The sequence below is a fragment of the Nonomuraea glycinis genome, from assembly GCF_014646515.1.
Lineage (GTDB): Bacteria > Actinomycetota > Actinomycetes > Streptosporangiales > Streptosporangiaceae > Nonomuraea > Nonomuraea glycinis.
The window spans coordinates 333969-350425 of the sequence record NZ_BMNK01000008.1 but is presented as its reverse complement, the minus strand read 5'-3'; the positions used below and the strand labels follow the sequence as shown (position 1 = coordinate 350425).

Annotated in this window: 18 protein-coding genes; 13 read left to right on the top strand and 5 right to left on the bottom strand. The window is 69.8% G+C overall.

The annotated features are described in order from the left end of the window. The first annotated feature begins 6 nt into the window (after window positions 1-6). From IEY87_RS24220 to IEY87_RS24210, 3 genes are all read left to right on the top strand, one after another. Window positions 7-1308, top strand: a complete 1302-nt coding sequence (locus IEY87_RS24220; RefSeq protein ID WP_189141039.1) for an NAD(P)/FAD-dependent oxidoreductase — start codon at window positions 7-9, stop codon at window positions 1306-1308. Between the two features lie 103 nt (window positions 1309-1411). After that, window positions 1412-2440: a serine/threonine-protein kinase gene (locus IEY87_RS24215; protein WP_189141038.1), complete on the top strand. Its 1029-nt coding sequence runs from the start codon at window positions 1412-1414 to the stop codon at window positions 2438-2440. A gap of 44 nt (window positions 2441-2484) precedes the next feature. Continuing rightward, complete coding sequence (locus tag IEY87_RS24210; protein WP_189141037.1) at window positions 2485-2667, top strand: hypothetical protein; 183 nt, start codon at window positions 2485-2487, stop codon at window positions 2665-2667. Between the two features lie 147 nt (window positions 2668-2814). Here IEY87_RS24210 and IEY87_RS24205 read toward each other — a convergent pair whose 3' ends face one another. Beyond that, a complete protein-coding gene (locus IEY87_RS24205) occupies window positions 2815-3648 on the bottom strand; it encodes a DUF3800 domain-containing protein (protein ID WP_189141036.1) in 834 nt (277 codons plus the stop codon). 189 nt (window positions 3649-3837) lie between these two features. Between IEY87_RS24205 and IEY87_RS24200 the strand changes: the two genes are divergently transcribed. From IEY87_RS24200 to IEY87_RS24190, 3 genes are all read left to right on the top strand, one after another. Further along, the gene (locus tag IEY87_RS24200) at window positions 3838-4050 is read left to right on the top strand and encodes a hypothetical protein (RefSeq protein WP_189141035.1); all 213 of its coding nucleotides are present in this window, start codon (window positions 3838-3840) and stop codon (window positions 4048-4050) included. Window positions 4051-4145: 95 nt separating this feature from the next. Further along, entirely contained in the window at window positions 4146-4583 is a 438-nt protein-coding gene (locus IEY87_RS24195) for a UTRA domain-containing protein (protein ID WP_225277528.1), read from the top strand. Between the two features lie 200 nt (window positions 4584-4783). Continuing rightward, on the top strand, window positions 4784-6274 hold the full coding sequence (locus IEY87_RS24190) for an AAA family ATPase (protein WP_189141034.1): 1491 nt from the start codon (window positions 4784-4786) through the stop codon (window positions 6272-6274). A gap of 27 nt (window positions 6275-6301) precedes the next feature. Here IEY87_RS24190 and IEY87_RS24185 read toward each other — a convergent pair whose 3' ends face one another. Continuing rightward, window positions 6302-7123, bottom strand: a complete 822-nt coding sequence (locus IEY87_RS24185; protein WP_189141033.1) for an SAM-dependent methyltransferase — start codon at window positions 7121-7123, stop codon at window positions 6302-6304. Window positions 7124-7258: 135 nt separating this feature from the next. Beyond that, window positions 7259-8140: a ketopantoate reductase family protein gene (locus tag IEY87_RS24180; RefSeq protein ID WP_189141032.1), complete on the bottom strand. Its 882-nt coding sequence runs from the start codon at window positions 8138-8140 to the stop codon at window positions 7259-7261. A 55-nt stretch (window positions 8141-8195) separates the two neighbouring features. Here IEY87_RS24180 and IEY87_RS24175 point away from each other — a divergent pair, with 55 nt between their 5' ends. The 3 genes from IEY87_RS24175 (at window position 8196) to IEY87_RS24165 (ending at window position 10377) form a co-directional block, all read left to right on the top strand. Next, on the top strand, window positions 8196-8822 hold the full coding sequence (locus IEY87_RS24175; protein ID WP_189141031.1) for a TetR/AcrR family transcriptional regulator: 627 nt from the start codon (window positions 8196-8198) through the stop codon (window positions 8820-8822). A gap of 147 nt (window positions 8823-8969) precedes the next feature. After that, the gene (locus IEY87_RS24170) at window positions 8970-10160 is read left to right on the top strand and encodes a cytochrome P450 (protein WP_189141030.1); all 1191 of its coding nucleotides are present in this window, start codon (window positions 8970-8972) and stop codon (window positions 10158-10160) included. Between the two features lie 19 nt (window positions 10161-10179). Next, window positions 10180-10377 (top strand): ferredoxin, encoded by a 198-nt coding sequence (locus IEY87_RS24165; protein ID WP_189141029.1) that lies wholly within the window; start codon window positions 10180-10182, stop codon window positions 10375-10377. A gap of 25 nt (window positions 10378-10402) precedes the next feature. Here the strand turns inward: IEY87_RS24165 and IEY87_RS24160 are convergent, their stop codons facing one another. Then, complete coding sequence (locus IEY87_RS24160; protein WP_189141028.1) at window positions 10403-11353, bottom strand: GlxA family transcriptional regulator; 951 nt, start codon at window positions 11351-11353, stop codon at window positions 10403-10405. Between the two features lie 71 nt (window positions 11354-11424). Here IEY87_RS24160 and IEY87_RS24155 point away from each other — a divergent pair, with 71 nt between their 5' ends. After that, the gene (locus IEY87_RS24155; protein ID WP_189141027.1) at window positions 11425-12687 is read left to right on the top strand and encodes an MFS transporter; all 1263 of its coding nucleotides are present in this window, start codon (window positions 11425-11427) and stop codon (window positions 12685-12687) included. Continuing rightward, complete coding sequence (locus IEY87_RS24150; RefSeq protein WP_189141026.1) at window positions 12684-13343, top strand: peptidyl-tRNA hydrolase; 660 nt, start codon at window positions 12684-12686, stop codon at window positions 13341-13343. Before IEY87_RS24155 ends, IEY87_RS24150 begins: the two co-directional genes overlap by 4 nt. Window positions 13344-13552: 209 nt before the next feature. On the opposite strand, the gene IEY87_RS24145 is transcribed toward IEY87_RS24150, so the two are convergent. Continuing rightward, window positions 13553-13891, bottom strand: coding sequence for a hypothetical protein (locus tag IEY87_RS24145; RefSeq protein WP_189141025.1), 339 nt, complete (start codon window positions 13889-13891; stop codon window positions 13553-13555). Here IEY87_RS24145 and IEY87_RS24140 point away from each other — a divergent pair. Together IEY87_RS24140 and ftsH are read left to right on the top strand one after the other, a co-directional pair. Continuing rightward, a complete protein-coding gene (locus IEY87_RS24140; RefSeq protein ID WP_189141024.1) occupies window positions 13890-14414 on the top strand; it encodes a hypothetical protein in 525 nt (174 codons plus the stop codon). The two genes, IEY87_RS24145 and IEY87_RS24140, sit on opposite strands and share 2 nt — an antisense overlap. A gap of 30 nt (window positions 14415-14444) precedes the next feature. Then, complete coding sequence (gene ftsH, locus IEY87_RS24135) at window positions 14445-16382, top strand: ATP-dependent zinc metalloprotease FtsH (RefSeq protein ID WP_189141023.1); 1938 nt, start codon at window positions 14445-14447, stop codon at window positions 16380-16382. Window positions 16383-16457: the final 75 nt, after the last annotated feature.

Sequence of the window (16457 nt, the reverse complement as noted above, 5' to 3'; positions counted from 1 at the left end):
AAGGACATGCAGCACCGCATCGTCGTCCTCGGAGCCGGATACACCGGAGCCATCGCCGCCGGCCGCCTCGCCAAGCGGCTCCGCCGCGAGGACGTCACCATCACCCTCGTCAACGCAGAGCCCGACTTCGTGGAACGCGTCCGCATGCACCAGCTGGCGACCGGCCAGGACCTCAAGCCCCGGCCGTTCAGCGAGATGTTCGCGGGCACCGGCGTCCACCTGAGACTCGCCAAGGTCATCACCATCGACGTCGACCGCAAGACCGTCACCGTCATCGACGTGAACGACCCGGCCTCGACCGCGTCCGGGTCCGGCGCAGGCTCGACCGCTTCGGAGTCCAGCGCCGGCTTGATCGCGCCCGAGTCCGGCGCCGACCTGATCGCGCCCGAGTCCGGCGCCGAAGAACTCGCCTACGACACGCTCGTCTACGCTCTCGGCAGCGGCTGGAACGCCCAGGGTGTCCCCGGGACCGCCGAGCACGCCTATGAGATCGCCGGCCGTCCCGGAGCGCTTCGGCTGCGCGAGCGCCTGGCCCGTCTCGACGCCGGGCAGACCGTGGTGGTCGTCGGCGGCGGTCTCACCGGCATCGAGGCCGCGACCGAGATCGCCGAAGCCCGCCCGGATCTCGACGTCTCCCTCGCCGCCGGTGGCGGCCTCGGCGACTGGCTCTCGCCCAAGGGCCGCGAGCACCTGCGGAAGGTCTTCGGCAAGCTCGGGATCACCCCGTACGAGCACACCGAGGTCACCGGCGTCGAAGCCGGCCACGTCGCCACCGCCGACGGCAGGACCATCCCGGCTGCGGTCACCGTGTGGACCACCGGCTTCGCGGTCCGCCCCATCGCGAAGGCGACCGCCCTGGAGGTCACCGGCACCGGCCAGATCGTGGTCGACGGAACCATGCGCTCGGTCTCGCATCCGGACGTGTACGCCATCGGTGACGCGGCCATGGCGATGGGCCCCGGTGACAAGCCGCTGCGGATGTCGTGCGCCTCGGGTATTCCGACCGCGTGGCAGGCCGCCGACGCGATCGCGGCCCGCCTGACCGGCGGGAAGCTCCCGAACGCGCCGCTTCGCTACTTCAACCAGTGCATCTCGCTGGGCCGCAAGGAGGGCTTGATCCAGCTCGTCACCGCCGACGACCGCGCCGTACAGGCGGCCCTGACCGGACGGCTCGCCGCCGTCTACAAAGAGCTGGTCTGCAAGGGCGCCGCCTGGGGCGTTGCCAACCCGATGCTCGGCCTGCCGACCCGCCGCCGCGTCACGCGGGACCAGGTTGCGGCGGGCTCGGCCGTCAAGGAGCCGGCGTAGAGCCCGAAGCTGCCGACCGGCTCCTTGACGGCCGGGCGAAAGATCAGGAAGCCTCACGGCGAGTACCCTGACGACTTCGTCACAACCCTCGGAGAGGCGGCGCATGCATCCACAGCACGTGGCGCGTCTGGCCGCCTACCAGGCCGTCTCCACCCGGCTGTCGATGCTGAGCGACCGCCGGATCGCCGACCTCGTGGCCACGGCCCCGGCGCACGGTTCCGGTATCGGCGGCAGGTCGGCGGAGCTGGACGTCGGCGGGAGGCAGGTCTTCGTCAAGCGGGTCCCGCTGACGGACCTGGAGACCGAGCGCTTCCGATCGACGGCCAACCTGTTCGACCTGCCCACCTTCTACCAGTACGGTCTCGGCTCGGCGGGCTTCGGAGCCTGGCGCGAACTGGCGACTCACATCATGACCACCAACTGGGTTCTCGCGGGCACGTACGGGAGCTTCCCCCTGATGTACCACTGGCGGATCATCCAGGACTCCCCTCCGGTGGGGTTCGCCGACGAGTTCGGCGGCATCGATGGCGCTGTCAAGCACTGGGAGGGCTCGGAAGCCGTACGTGCGCGGCTGGAGGCCATCGGCCGATCCACGCTCAGCCTGGTGCTCTTCCTTGAGCACATCCCGCACAGGCTGAGCACATGGCTCGCCGACGGCCGGGACGTCGCACGGCACGCCTGGGCCGAGCGGCAGCTCGCCCAAGGGGCCGCCTTCATGAGTTCGCAGGGCCTGGTCCACTTCGACGCCCATTTCCACAACGTCCTGACCGACGGCCGGCTGCTCTACTTCGCCGACTTCGGGCTCGCGCTGTCGTCCCGCTTCGACCTCTCGCCGGCCGAGGCCGCCTTCCTCACCGACCACCTCACCTACGACCGCCACTACATGGCGACCCACCTGCTCCGCCACCACCTGCCCGGCCTCCGCCACGACGACGCCCAGCACGAGTCGTTCCTGCGCAGCCGGCTCGCGCGCGACGCCGAGCCCGTCCCACCTGCCCTCGCCGAGATCATCGACCGGCACGCGGAAGCCGCCCTGATCCTGCACGACTTCCACCGCCGACTCACGACCGAAACCAAACGAACCCCGTACCCCGTCGAAGAGCTCCGCAGAGCCTCAGCGGCCGGTCCGTGAAGTCCGCTGCGTGGCTTGAACACAGGCGGTGGTAAGCATCGTTGGTGGACACAGCCAGCTGGACGCACGTCGGGCATGCGTACGCCACCATCGCCACGAACGGCACGTGCCAGTCTCCAACGATCACCGGCCGCACCGGCTCGCCGCACAACGCCGCCTGCCCACCCCTGTCCATAGCGGTGCCGAAGCTCGTAACAACCGGCCCGGCGGTCAAGGAGCCGGCGTAACGCACGAAGCCGACCGGCGAAGAAAGAGGGGCGAAGCCTCACGGCGAGGGCTCTGACGACTTCGATATTTCACAACATCGGGAAACGATCATAGGTCTGCTGGCCCGGCTGCGGCCTGAGGGCCGGTCCGGGCCAGCGCCGCTGGCGCTATTCGGCTCCGAAAAGCTGAGAGCCGGGCTTCTTGGACACGGGATCGCTGACGACAAGACCTCCACGCCACTTCCCCGTCTCGTCGCGGTAGCGATATTGCAGACTTCGGAGTCGGGCACCGAAGTCTGTTTGCACGTTGGCGTAGAGCCCTGATGAATGAGGATTTCCAGGCCGTCGAGGGCAATATGCCCACGCCGCCATGGGGAATACCAGGGTAGTTGCCAGCAGATCGGCGATCTGGAGCCCGGCGTGGTTGTCGCTGGCGGAGAACAGCGGTACTTCGCTGAGGGGCGTGTAGGGGTCACCACCCGTTCTCCACTTCTGGGTGAAGATCGAATGTGCCACGCCACGGTTGGTCTCATGATCTCTGCCGTCGGCGATCAATACGCCCGAAGTGCCCCTGGACGTAAGATATTGACTGAAATGACGAGCTATGTCTTGAACGGCATAGCTATAACTGGCCGACGGATTGAGTCCCTTGCCGGCTTCCTTGATCCACACTCGCCCTACAACCCTGCAGTCGTGTGCTTCTACAAGATCCAATAGGTCTTGACGGAACCGATGCGCCTTGCGCCGCTGGTTGCGCGAAGGCTTCCGGGTCATCTGCAGGATCTCGCTACCCTTGACCTCTTCAAGGATATGATCAAGGGCATGCCCACGGGCGAATCTCGCAGGGAAGTGATTGCGTTTCAGGGCTAGAAAGTCCCTGGTCAGCGAGGGGACCGAAGCGCCATTGACTACCAGTCCCAGAAGCACCATGACCGGGGTGGCCGACAAGCTCATGTCGGGGGACTCGCAGCCACCAGACTCATCGAGGTAGCAGAGTTGCACCAGGTCAAGATAGCGCTAAGGCCGCCCGTAGGCGGCCTTAGGATGTGGTGTTCGGGTTACCCCTAGGCACCGGTAGAAAATTTCTAGTTTCAATGTAAGCACGCCCGCATACCCGAAAGCAAATGGGTCTCACTGCGAGCCACCTGCTCCGCCACCACCTGCCCGGTCTCCGCAACGACAACGCCTAGCATGTGCGACGAACGGGACGAGCCGCTCAATGGCACCGTTTATGCTCCGTACTTGGCCGTGCTCTGCGGGGTGCTGAGCCTGGTCCCGGTTGCGGTGATCACCGGTCTCCTGGGCCTGATCGCGCTCGGCATCGCGGGGTACGACGCGATCTACAACTGGCTGGACCGGGGCGGACTACGCCGCCGGGAACGTGAAGGCCGCCAGGATCGCTGAACGGAGAGCCGAACCGGGAACGACTACCGTCCAGGCCCCCCCGGCGCTCAGGCGCCCTTGTCGAGCCTTCGCTTCGGGGGGCTAACGTGTGCCGGATGCTCTACGTAGGGCTGGAGCCCGCCGGAGATCAGGTGGCGGCTTGCCTGCGGGTTGAGCCCGGTGTGGAGATCGTGGCCCGGCGCAAGATGATGACGGCGAACGACGTGCCGGTGCGTATCGCGACGAGCTACTTTCGCGCGGATCTATTCGGTGACACCAGGCTGGCCGAGCCGGAGTTCGTACAGCCTTCCCTGCAGTCAGCGTTGACCGCCCTGGGTTACTCGTTCGGGCATGCGGAGGAGCATCTGACCGCCCGGCCGCCGACGGCTTTCGAGCGCGAGACGTTGGAGCTCGAGGCCGGAGAGTGGATCGTTCAGGTGCTTCGCGCGAGCTACTCCGCCGAAGACACGCCCGTCCACGTACTGGAGACGATCTGCGCCGCCAACCGGCACATTTTCTCCATCGGTCAGGTCGCCGGATACGACGAATTCTGAGTAACCGACTACCGGGCCCACGTCAGTCCCCCCAGGCCAACTGGTTCCGGTCGCGGTGATCACCGGCCTTATGGGCCTGAACAAGGCCCGCCGGGCACGGGAAGGCCGCTGAGTCGTAGACCGCTCATGCGTCCGGCAGATGGCTGTCTTTCATAAGTATAGTTATGAGAACTGTACTTACGAAAGACTAAGGGGTGTGCATGGCGCTACTGCCCAGGCCCGCCGAGATGTTCGACCGGAACCGCGAGTGGGCCGCTCTTACTTCCTTCGCGACGGACGACTCACCCGGCGCCTCTCTGGGCGTGGTGTCCGGACGGCGACGGCAGGGCAAGACCTTCCTGCTCAGAGCCCTGTGCCAGGCCGCCGGTGGCTTCTACTACGCGGCCGAGGAAGCCACGGACGGCGAGTCGTTGCACCGCATCGGGGCGGCCCTCGCCGAGCGGCTCGGGGCTCCGGCGCCGCTGTCCTTCCGGGACTGGAGCGAGGTCGTGGACGCCCTGCTGGCGCTGGGACGCGACAAGCCCGTCCCCGTTGTCATCGACGAGTTTCCCTACCTCGCCCGGGCGAACCCGCGGCTGCCTTCCATCATCCAGAACGCCCTCGCCCCGCTGCGGGCCGAACGGGACGAGAGCCGTACGCGATTGCTGCTGTGCGGCTCCGCCATGTCGTTCATGGGCCGGTTGCTCAGCGGCAGCGCGCCCCTGCGCGGCCGGGCCGCCCTGGAACTCGTCGTCCCCACCCTCGATCATCAACTCGCGGCAGAGTTCTGGGGCGTGCACGATCCGGTGACTGCGATCAAGGTGAACGCCATCGTCGGAGGCACGCCCGCCTACCGCCGTGAATTCGCCCGCGACGACACGCCGGCCGGGCCCGGGGACTTCGACGCATGGGTCCTGCGGACCGTCCTGTCCCCGACCAGCCCACTCTTCCGCGAGGCCCGCTACCTCCTGGCCGACGAACCCGACCTACGCGACACCGCCCTCTACCACTCGGTGCTCGCGGCGATGGCGTCGGGCAACACCACCCGTGGCGGCATCGCCTCCTTCATGAGCCGCAAATCCGGCGACCTCACCCACCCGCTCACCGTTCTCGAGGATGCCGGCCTGGTCAGCCGCGAGCCCGACGTCTTCAAGGACAACCGCTCAAGCTTCCGCATCGCCGAGCCCCTGATCACCTTCCACCACGCCGTCATGCGCCCCATCTGGTCCGACCTGGAGCACACCCGGGACGCCTCACGGCTGTGGCAGCGCTCGCAACGGCGCTTCACCGCGAATGTGCTGGGACCGCACTTCGAGCATCTGTGCCGCCAATGGACCCGGTACTACGCTCCTGAGGAAGTGCTGGGCGACTTCCCCCACCGCGTCGGGTCCGGCACCGTCAACGACCCTGCCGCCCGCACCAGCCATGAGGTCGACGTCGTTGCCTACGGTCTCGACGACGACAACCGACAGCCCCTGCTCGCGATCGGTGAGGCCACATGGGGCGACATCATGGGTCTCGGTCACCTTGACCGCCTCACCCGGGTCCGTGCTCTGCTCACCGCCCAGGGCCGCCACGGCGCGGGTACGGCCCGCCTCCTGTGCTACAGCGCCGCCGGCTTCACTGACGAGCTCCGTGTCCGCGCCGCATCCGACCGGAGCATTGTTCTGGTAGGGGCCGGGGGTCTCTACCCATCTGATCGTGCCGCATGACGAAGCGGCCGTACGGAGACATGGCGTTCAGCGGACGCGGGCTACGCCTGCCAGGATGCCGGGGCGTACCAGGTCGACCGTCTCAGGGGGTGTCTCCGCGTCCCAGTCCGCGACCGGGGTGATGCCGGGCGGGATGAGGTCCATGCCGTCGAAGAAGGCGGAGATCTGGTCGAGGCCGCGCCGGGCGAGGCCGCCGGGGGCCGTCTTCCGGTAGATCAGCTGGCTGGCCTGGGTGACGTCGTCGGCGGCGTTGCCCTCGTACAGGTGGGAGAGCACCAGGTGGCCGCCCGGCACCAGCCGGTCGCGGACGGTGGCGGTGATCCGGGCCGCTTCCGCGTCGTCGACGATGAAGTGCAGGACGGCGACCATGAGCACGGCGAACGGCTGGGTCAGGTCGAGGTGGCCGATGACCTTCGGATCGTCGAGGATCGCCTCGGGGCGCCGGGCGTCACCCTGTACCGCGATGACGTCGGCGTCGCCGGCCAGCAGGGCCCGGGCGTGGATCAGCACGATCGGGTCGTTGTCCACGTACACCACCCGCGCGTCGGGGACGTGCCGCCTGGCCACCTGGTGGACGTTGTCCTGCGTCGGCAGGCCCGCGCCGATGTCGATGAACTGGCGGATCCCGGCCTTGGCCAGCAGGGTGACGGCCTTGCCGAGGAAGCGGCGGTTGGCGCGGGCGATCTCGCGGGTGTCGTTGCCCATCTGACGACCGATTTCGATCATCTTCTCGGCCGCCTCGCGGTCGGAGGCGAAGTTGTCCTTCCCGCCGAGGTAGTAGTCGTACATGCGGGCGACGCTCGGCACCCGAGCGTCGATCCCGGCGGGCACGTCGTCGAAGCCGCCCATGCGACCACCTCTCTCGTCGTGGATCTCCGAAGTGATCTTACGGGCTGGTGAAAGTACGCTCAGGTATCCGTAGGACTGGATCTTCATTTTGTACTGGTCGGACCAGAAGTACGGCGCCGGGGCCGACGTCGACCTTCATCGGGATCCCCCTCTCGACTGTGCGGCACGCAGCTGCTCGGTCAGCCGATCGAGCTCGGCCGGTGTCGCGGGCGAGGTGTCGTTGAGCCCGCTGTGCGCGGTCGTCGGGCTGCGCAGGAAGCGCCGCAGCACGGCCACGAGCAGCCCTTCCGGCAGTGTCCGCAGCGCGGCGAACGCGCGGGGGACCGGCGGCATGGGCAGGGCGGCCAGGTTGTCCCGCATGAGGCGGATCATGTCGCGGACCGCGCCCGGGTCGTCGGCCAGCGCTTCCGGGCCGCCGGCCGCGTACGCCGCCTGCCCGAGCGGCACCGAGAACGCGGCGTGCGTCTTGAGCCAGGCGTCCATCCGCGGCTCGGCCTTGGCGTTGAGCCCGGCGGCGCGGAACGTCCGCAGGATCCGGTCCAGCCGGGGGGTGGTGCGGCCGTCGGGTTCGCCGATCGGCATCGGCACCCGGCGGGTCAAGAGGCCGGCCGGGCGGTAGCGGACGATGTCGCCGTCCATCGTGCCGCCGGCCGAGCCGAAGCCGAGCAGCACCCGCTCGTGGCCGAGCACCGCGCCCAGCGGCTGCGCGCCGGCCGCCCAGTTGAGCAGGAACAGCACGTCACCGTCGAGATCGGCGAGTGACGTGAGCACCGCGTCCACCTGATGGGTGCGGACGAAGACGGCGGTCAGGTCGTACCCGCCGGCCGGGTGATCGACCACCGGCACCGGCACCTGTTTGACGGCCGGGCCGTATCCCTCGGCCAGCCGCACGCCGTGCCGGCGCAGGGCGGCCAGGCGCTCGCCCCGGGCCAGCAGCGAGACGTCGAGCCCCGCCTCGTGCAGCCGAGCGGCGTACAGGCTGCCGAGCACGCCGGCGCCGTACACGAGCAGTCTCATGGCGCTCCTCTTCAGTCAAACGTTCGTATGGATCATACGCATGTATAGTACGCCCATGGCAACCCCCGACACCCGCACCCAGCTCCTCGACGCGGCCGAGCGCCTCTTCGCCGAGCGCGGGTTCCGCGGCACCTCGGTCCGCGCGATCACCGACCTCGCCGGGGCGAACCTGGCCGCGGTCGGCTACCACTTCGGCTCGAAGGCGGAGTTGCTGGCCGCGGTCGTCCGCCGGGTGGTCGAGCCGATCAACGCCGCGCAGTGCGCCAGGCTCGACCGGCTGCTCGCCCGGACCTCGGACCCGACGGTCGCCGACCTGGTGGAGGCGTTCGCGGGGCCGCTGTTCGACGAGATGCCGGGCGGTGACGAGGGCGGCGCCCGGACGTCGCGGCTGATCGTGACGATCATCACCGACCCGGCCGAGGAGGCGCGCACCTGGACCGGCCCGTCCGAGGTCGCGGTCCGCGACCGCTACCTGGCCGCCTTCGAGCGCGCGCTGCCCGACCTGTCCCAGGAGGAGTTGTGGTTCCGGCTGCGGGGGATCATCGCCGTGACGGCCGTGGACCGCATCCAGGTCTACCAGAATCCCCCGGCCAGCCTGTCCCCGGTGGCGGGCGAGGCGGCCCGGCGCTGGGCGATCACCTACCTGACGGCAGCGATGAGCGCGCCGCCGACCGGGACCTGACGGCCGGCGTCCGGCCCTCATGTGGCGGGTATCGGGGGTTGTCATTTCCCCGAAGTCTAACGTACGTTTGAATCATACAAACGGTTGAATGACGGAAAGCGCGAAGAGCTCTGACGTACTCGCTCGAGACCCTTGGAGACGTTCCGCATGACTTCCCAGCCCCTGCAGGTCGCACGGACCTGTCCTTACGCTCCGCCGGCCCAGCACGTCGAGATGCGCGACAACGGCGGCATCACCCGGGTGCGGCTGCCCAATGGCCGGGAGGCCTGGGCGCTGAGCCGCATGGATCACCTCCGGGCCATGCTGTCCGACCCGCGCTTCAGCTCCGATCGCGACAATCCGCACTATCCCTCGTTCCGCGCCGATGAAGTGCCCCCGTCCGGCGGCGGGGGCAGGATGCTCATCAACATGGATCCGCCGGAGCACGGTCCCGCCCGGCGCGCGATCACCGGCGAGTTCACCCTGCGGCGCGTGGCCGAGCTCCGGCCGCGCATCCAGGAGATCGTCGACGAGCTGATCGACGCGATGCTGGCCGGTCCGCAGCCGGTCGACCTGGTGCGGGCGTTCTCCCTGCCGGTGCCCTCGCTGGTCATCTGCGAGATGCTCGGTGTGCCGTACACCGACCACGACTTCTTCCAGGCCCACACCGCGACCATGGTCAACCGCGATACGCCGCCCGACGAGATGCAGAAGACGATGCAGGCGCTGTGGCTCTACATGGCCGAGCTGGTGCAGGGCAAGAGCCGTGAGCCGGGCGACGACGTGCTGAGCCGGCAGCTCGCCGACGGCGCCGCTCCGGAGGACGTGATCGCGCTGGCGTTCCTGCTGCTGGTCGCGGGCCACGAGACCACGGCGAACATGATCTCGCTGGGCGTCCTGACCCTGCTCGAACGGCCGGAGCACCTGGCCGCGCTGCTCGCCGACCCGTCGGGCACCCCGATGGCGGTCGAGGAGCTCCTGCGCTACTTCACCATCGTCGAGTTCGGCAACTCGCGCGTGGCCACGGACGACGTGGAGCTCGCCGGGACGACGATCCGCGCCGGCGAGGCCGTCGTCTCGCTGACCAACGCGGCCAACCACGATCCGGAGGTCTTTCCCGAGGCGGACCAGCTGAAGCTCGACCGCGGCGCCCGCAACCACCTGGCCTTCGGATACGGCCGGCATCAGTGTCTCGGGCAGAACCTCGCCCGGCTGGAGCTGGAGATCGTCTTCAACACCCTCCTCCGGCGGGTGCCCTCGCTGCGGCTCGCCGTGCCGGCCGAGGAAGTGCCGTTCAAGGACGACGCCGAGATCTATGGCATCCACCGGCTTCCGGTGGCGTGGGACGCCCGGCCATGAATACATCCAGGGAGGCTCAATGAGAATTCTGCTCGATGAGGACAAGTGCGTCGGGGCCGGACAATGCGTGCTGGCCGCCGGCGAGGTGTTCGATCAGCGCGACGAGGACGGCATCGTCGTGCTCCTCGACGGACACCCCGACGAGGCGAGACGGGGCGAGGTCGAGACGGCCGCGCAACTCTGCCCGGGGCAGGCCATCGAGGTCAGGACCGACTGACCGGCCGCCCCTGGCACCGCGGCGCTCAAGGGCGGCGGAAGGTGTGGCGATAGGCCAGCGGTGACACCCCGACCGAGGCGTGCAGGTGCTGGCGCAGTGAGACCGTGGTGCCGAAGCCGGCCCGCCTGGCCACCTCCTCGACCCCGAGGTCGGTCGTCTCCAGCAGGTGCCTGGCCTGCTCGACCCGCTGCAGGTTGAGCCAGCGGGCCGGGCTCATGCCGGTCTCCTCCCGAAAACGCCTGGTGAAGGTCCGTACGCTCATGCTCGCGTGCTCGGCCAGCGCGTCCAGGTCCAGGGGCGTGTTCAGCTGGGTGAGCATCCAGGTGCGCGTGGTGGCCGTGCCGGTGCCGGTGGCGGGTGGCACGAGGCGCTCGATGTACTGGGCCTGGCCGCCGTCCCGCCAGGGTGGCATGACGCACCGCCGGGCCGCCCGGTTGGCCACCTCGCTGCCGTGGTCGCGCCTGATCACGTGCAGGCACAGGTCCAGCCCGGCCGCGATGCCCGCCGAGGTCAGCACGTCGCCGTCGTCGATGAACAGCACGTCGGCGTCCAGCTTGACCCGGGGGAACAGCTTGGCGAAGCGGCCCGCCTCCCGCCAGTGCGTGGTGGCGGGCCGGTCGTCGAGCAGCCCGGCGGCGGCCAGCACGAACGCGCCCGTGCAGATCGACATCACCCGGGGCCGTCCCTGCAGCGCCTCGCGCAGCTCGCCGTCGATGGTGCCGTCGCGCAGCACCTGCCCGCCGTGGACGCCGGTCACCAGCACCGTGTCCGCGCTGTCGAGCACGCCGAGGTCGTGGTCGGGCAGCACGGTGTAGCCGGCCGAGCAGCGTACGGGGGCGCCGCCGGGCGAGCAGGTCACCACCTCGTACAATCGCTCCCCGGCCGGCGACTCCGCGGTCCGGAACACCTGCCCCGGCGTCCCCAGGTCGAGCGGGGCGAAGCGGTCGAGCACGACGACCGCGATCCGATGCACCATGGCCGAATTCTTTCACATATTGGCCATCCGGCCACTCACGCCCGTATGACCAGATAAATCAGGATTGGCGAATGGCCCTGAGCACCACCACCAGGCGTCCCCGGCTGCACAGGGCCTGGTTCGTCGCCGCCGTCGCGTTCGTCGCCATCCTGGGCGCCGCCGGCTTCCGGGCCACGCCCGGCGTGCTGATCACCCCGCTGCAGGACGAGTTCGGCTGGAGCAAGGGCACGATCTCCCTCGCCGTCTCGATCAACCTGGTGCTCTACGGCCTGACCGCGCCCTTCGCCGCCGCCCTGATGGACCGCTTCGGCATGCGCCGCGTGGTCGCTCTCGCCCTGCTGCTGGTCGCGGCCGGCAGCGGCCTCACGACCCTGATGACGGCGAGCTGGCAGCTCCAACTGCTGTGGGGCGTGCTCGTCGGGCTCGGCACCGGGTCGATGGCGCTGGTGTTCGCGGCGACGGTGACCGACCGGTGGTTCGTCCGGCACCGGGGGCTCGTCATGGGCGTGCTGACGGCGGCGGGCGCCACCGGCCAGCTCGTCTTCCTGCCCGTGCTCGCCCACCTCGCCCAGGGGCCGGGCTGGCGGGTGGCCGCGCTGACCGTCGCCGCGGCGGCCCTGGCCGTGGTGCCCTTCGTCTGGTGGCTGCTGCGCGACCGTCCCGAGGACGTGGGCACCACCGCGCTGGGAGCTGATCCGGACGAGCCCCGTACCCTCCCTGTCAGCACGAACGCGGCGGTGCGGGCGCTGACGGTGCTGCGGTCGGCGGCGCGCACCCGCCCGTTCTGGTTTCTCGCCGGCGGCTTCGCGATCTGCGGCGCCAGTACGAACGGGCTGGTCAGCACGCACTTCATTCCGGCCGCGCACGATCATGGCATGGCCGAGCCGGCCGCCGCGGGACTGCTGGCCGTCGTCGGGATCTTCGACATCGTGGGCACGGTCGCCTCGGGCTGGCTCAGCGACAAGATCGACCCCCGGAAGCTGCTGGCCGTCTACTACGCGCTGCGCGGGCTGTCGCTGATGGTCCTGCCGAGCCTGTTCGCGGCCACTACCGAGCCCAGCATGCTGATCTTCATCGTGTTCTACGGCCTGGACTGGGTGGCGACCGTGCCGCCCACGGTGGCGCTGTGCCGCAGCATCTACGGCAGCGACGGGGCCGTGGTGTTCGGCTGGGTGTTCGGCTCGCACCAGGTGGGCGCGGCGATCGCCGCCGTCGCCGCCGGCCTCACCCGCGACCAGCTCGGCGCCTACGACTACGCGTGGTACGGCGCCGGCCTGCTCTGCCTCCTGGCCACCGGCATGTCGCTGGCGATCAGGCATGCTAGGACGCGATGAACGACGCAGAGCTGATGGTCCTGCCGCTGGTGGTCAGGATCGAACGGGCCACCCCGCCCGAGCGCACCGATGCCATGGAAGCGGCCGCGATGGCCGTGCTGAGCCTGCTCGACGACCCCGGCGAATGGGTCGCGGAGCTGCACGCCTGGGAGGTCACCGGAAGGATCCGCAAGGTGGTGCGCCGGGCCAGGGGCGCCGAGTGGCGCCGGGCGGTCGCGCTGCCGGGCCGCACGATCGAGCACCGTACGGCCGAGGTTCGGGTGCACCCGCCCGTGCCGCTGGACGCCTGGCCGCGCGACCTGGCCCGGCTGCAGGTGTCCGGCACGGAGCTGACCGACACGGCCGAGCCGGGGCCCGCCGTGCCGCCGACCCTGTGGGAAAACCCCGCGCTGGCGATGTCGGCGGGCAAGGCGATGGCGCAGGCCGGGCATGCCGCCCAGCTCGCCTGGTGGGCGAGCGATGCCGCCGAACGCGCCGCCTGGCGGGCCGCGGGGCTGGCGGTGTCGGTGCGCACGGCCGCCGCGGCGGCCTTCGAGGAGAAGGTCGCGGCGGGTCTGCCGGTGGTGCGCGACGCCGGGTTCACCGAGATCGAGCCGGGTTCGTGCACGTTCGTCGCCGAGGCTCCCTGGCTCTACGGCAAGGTCACTCGATCTTGACCACCTGACGTCCGCAGAAGGCCGTACAAATGTCAAGATGACACTTCGGTAGCTTCTGGCGCGGAACAGTGGAATATGTCGTACGCTCCCGTCGTGCTCGATGGGGATGATGAGACCGAAGGTTCCCTTGTGAGAACCGCAGACAGACCGGGAACCCCTGCCTCCTCGCCCCGGCGCTCCCGCATCGGCGACATACGGATGCGGGATGTCTACCGGGGGCTCGCCGTGGTCGCCACGCTGGCGGTCGCCGCCACAGCGGTGGTCATGGCTCTCCCGTCGACGCCGGACGAGGCCGGCGCCCGGCCGGTCGCCGCGCCATCGGTCGGGCCCGCCTCGTCCGGCCCACCGCCGTCCGCCGACGCGGAGCCGATCTCGGTCGCCTCCGTCCCGGCGGCCTCGGCCTCGGCGTCCGCGTCACCCTCCGTGTCGGTCTCGGCGTCGGTGTCGGCGTCCGCGTCACCCTCCGTGTCGGTCTCGGCGTCGGTGTCGGCGTCGGCCAGGCCGACGCCCACCCCCGGCGCGTCGCTCGCCCCCGGATACACGGCCATGGAGGCCCTGTACGCCGACGCGCGCGTCCCCAGGCTGCCCAGCAAGATCAAGCGCCTGTCCCTGCCCGCCAGGTCCAAGCGGGTGATCAAGGACAAGCGCAGCGGCCTGGTCGTGCCCGACCTCGGCAAGCCGTGGAAGACCTACCGCGCGGCCCCGTTCACCAGCCGGCAGATGCTGCCCAAGAACCGCCGCGACGGCCGGCGCGGCATGCTGCTGACCTGCCCGCTGCCCATCGAGGAGCAGGACACCCCGCGCGACACGGCGCTGCTCGCCGCCCGGTGGACGCTCAACCACCATCCCGAGGGCGCCAAGATCCGCTGGCTGGGTTCGCAGCCGGCCAAGGGCGGCTGGACGCTGGTCTATCAGGTCACTTACGGCAAGCGCAGTTCCCGGGCCGCCGTCGTGGTATCGGACGGTGGAATGGCGAAGCCGGGGCTGGCGTTTGTGTCAGTGCCGGACACGCAACGCAACCGCTGGCGCGACATCAGCCGCATCATCGCCGGGGTGCGTGACCTGGGTTAGCTGACACCGCGGCGAACAGGGGAGTGACAGGTGGAACGTGCTGGATCGCCGCAGGTGCCCAACGGCAAGAAGGCCAAGCCGCCGTGGCGCGCCGAAGGGCTGCCCGGCACCCCGGGAGGCCGACCCAAGATCAACTGGTGGCGGTTCGGCCTCACGCTGCTGGCCGTCTACGCCGCCTTCTTCTTCATCTCTTCCTTCTTCGACAGCGCGCCGGTGGAGACGGTCTCCTACACCCAGTTCACCCAGCAGGTGGACGCCAAGAACGTCAAGGAGATCTACGCCACCGGCCTGTCCGTCGAGGGCAAGCTGAAGGTCGCCGCCACCGACCCGGCCAGTGACAACGAGTCCTATACGGAGTTCCGTACCGAGATCCCCACCTTCGCCAACACCGACCAGCTCTCCCAGAAGCTGCAGTCGGCCAGTGTGGAGATCAGGGCAGAGCCGCTCGGCTCCGGCCGCGGCTTCTTCCTCAACCTGCTGCTGTCCCTGCTGCCCGTGCTGCTGCTGGCCGGGCTGTGGATCTGGATCATGCGCCGTGGCGCGAGCATGATGGGCGGCGGGGGCGGGCTCGGCGGCCTCGGCAAGTCCAAGGCGGCCAAGCCGGTCGAGGCCGGCCAGGTGCGGGTCACGTTCGAGGACGTCGCCGGCATCGACGAGGTGGAGAACGAGCTCGTCGAGATCGTCGACTACCTCAAGGACCCCGGCAAATACCGCAGGCTCGGCGCCAAGCTGCCCAAGGGCGTGCTGCTCGCGGGCCCTCCCGGCACCGGCAAGACGCTGCTGGCCAGGGCGGTCGCGGGTGAGGCCAAGGTGCCGTTCTTCTCGGCGAGCGCGTCGGAGTTCATCGAGATGATCGTCGGCGTCGGCGCGTCCCGGGTGCGTGACCTGTTCGAGGAGGCGCGCAAGGTGGCGCCCTCGATCGTGTTCATCGACGAGATCGACGCCATCGGCCGGGCCCGTGGCGGCGCGGGCGGCCTCGGCGGGCACGACGAGCGCGAGCAGACGCTCAACCAGATCCTCACCGAGATGGACGGCTTCTCCGGCGCCGAAGGCGTGATCGTCATCGGCGCCACGAACCGGCCCGAGGTCCTTGACCCGGCGCTGCTGCGCCCCGGCCGGTTCGACCGCACCGTCCAGGTCGGGCTGCCCGACGCGGCCGGCCGTACCGCGATCCTTCAGGTGCACAGCAGGGGTGTGCCGCTCGACGGCGAGGTCGCCCTCGACCGGCTCGCCAAGATCACCCCTGGCATGACCGGCGCCGACCTGGCCAACCTGGTCAACGAGGCGGCCCTGCTCGCGGCCAAGCGCGGCCGGGAGAAGGTGGGCATGGGCGACTTCGCGGACGCGCTGGAGAAGCTGCAGCTCGGCGCCGCCCGCAGCATCGTGATGCCCGAGGAGGAGCGCACCAGGACGGCCTACCACGAGGCCGGCCACGCGCTGCTGGGCATGCTGCAGCCCGGCGCCGACCCGGTCAGGAAGATCTCCATCATCCCGCGCGGCCGCGCGCTCGGCGTCACCCTCTCCACCCCCGACACCGACCGCTACGCCTACGACGAGCAGTATCTGCGCGGCCGCATCACCGGCGCGCTCGGCGGCATGGCGGCCGAGGACGTCATCTACGGGGTCATCACCACCGGAGCCGAGAACGACCTGGAGCAGGTCACCATGATCGCGCGCGGCATGGTCGGCCGCTGGGGGATGTCGGCCAAGGTCGGGCCGCTCACCATCCTGCCGAACGACGGCCAGCCGCAGGCCTCGCCCGCCACGCTCGCCATCGTGGACGAGGAGACCCGGCGGATCGTGGACGAGTGCTACGAGCGGGCGGTGCGGATCCTCACCGACAACCGCGACAAGCTCGAAGGCATCGTGGCCGCCCTGCTGGAGCACGAGACGCTGGACGAGCACAGCGCCTACGCCGCCGCCGGGCTGCTGGGCGCCGAGAAGGCCGAGCCTTTGGCGAAGAGTTAGCGTAAGACCGGATATAGGCACAGGCGGTGCCGGGCACGTCTCCCTGAACGACATTCGGGGGGACCTGCCGTGACA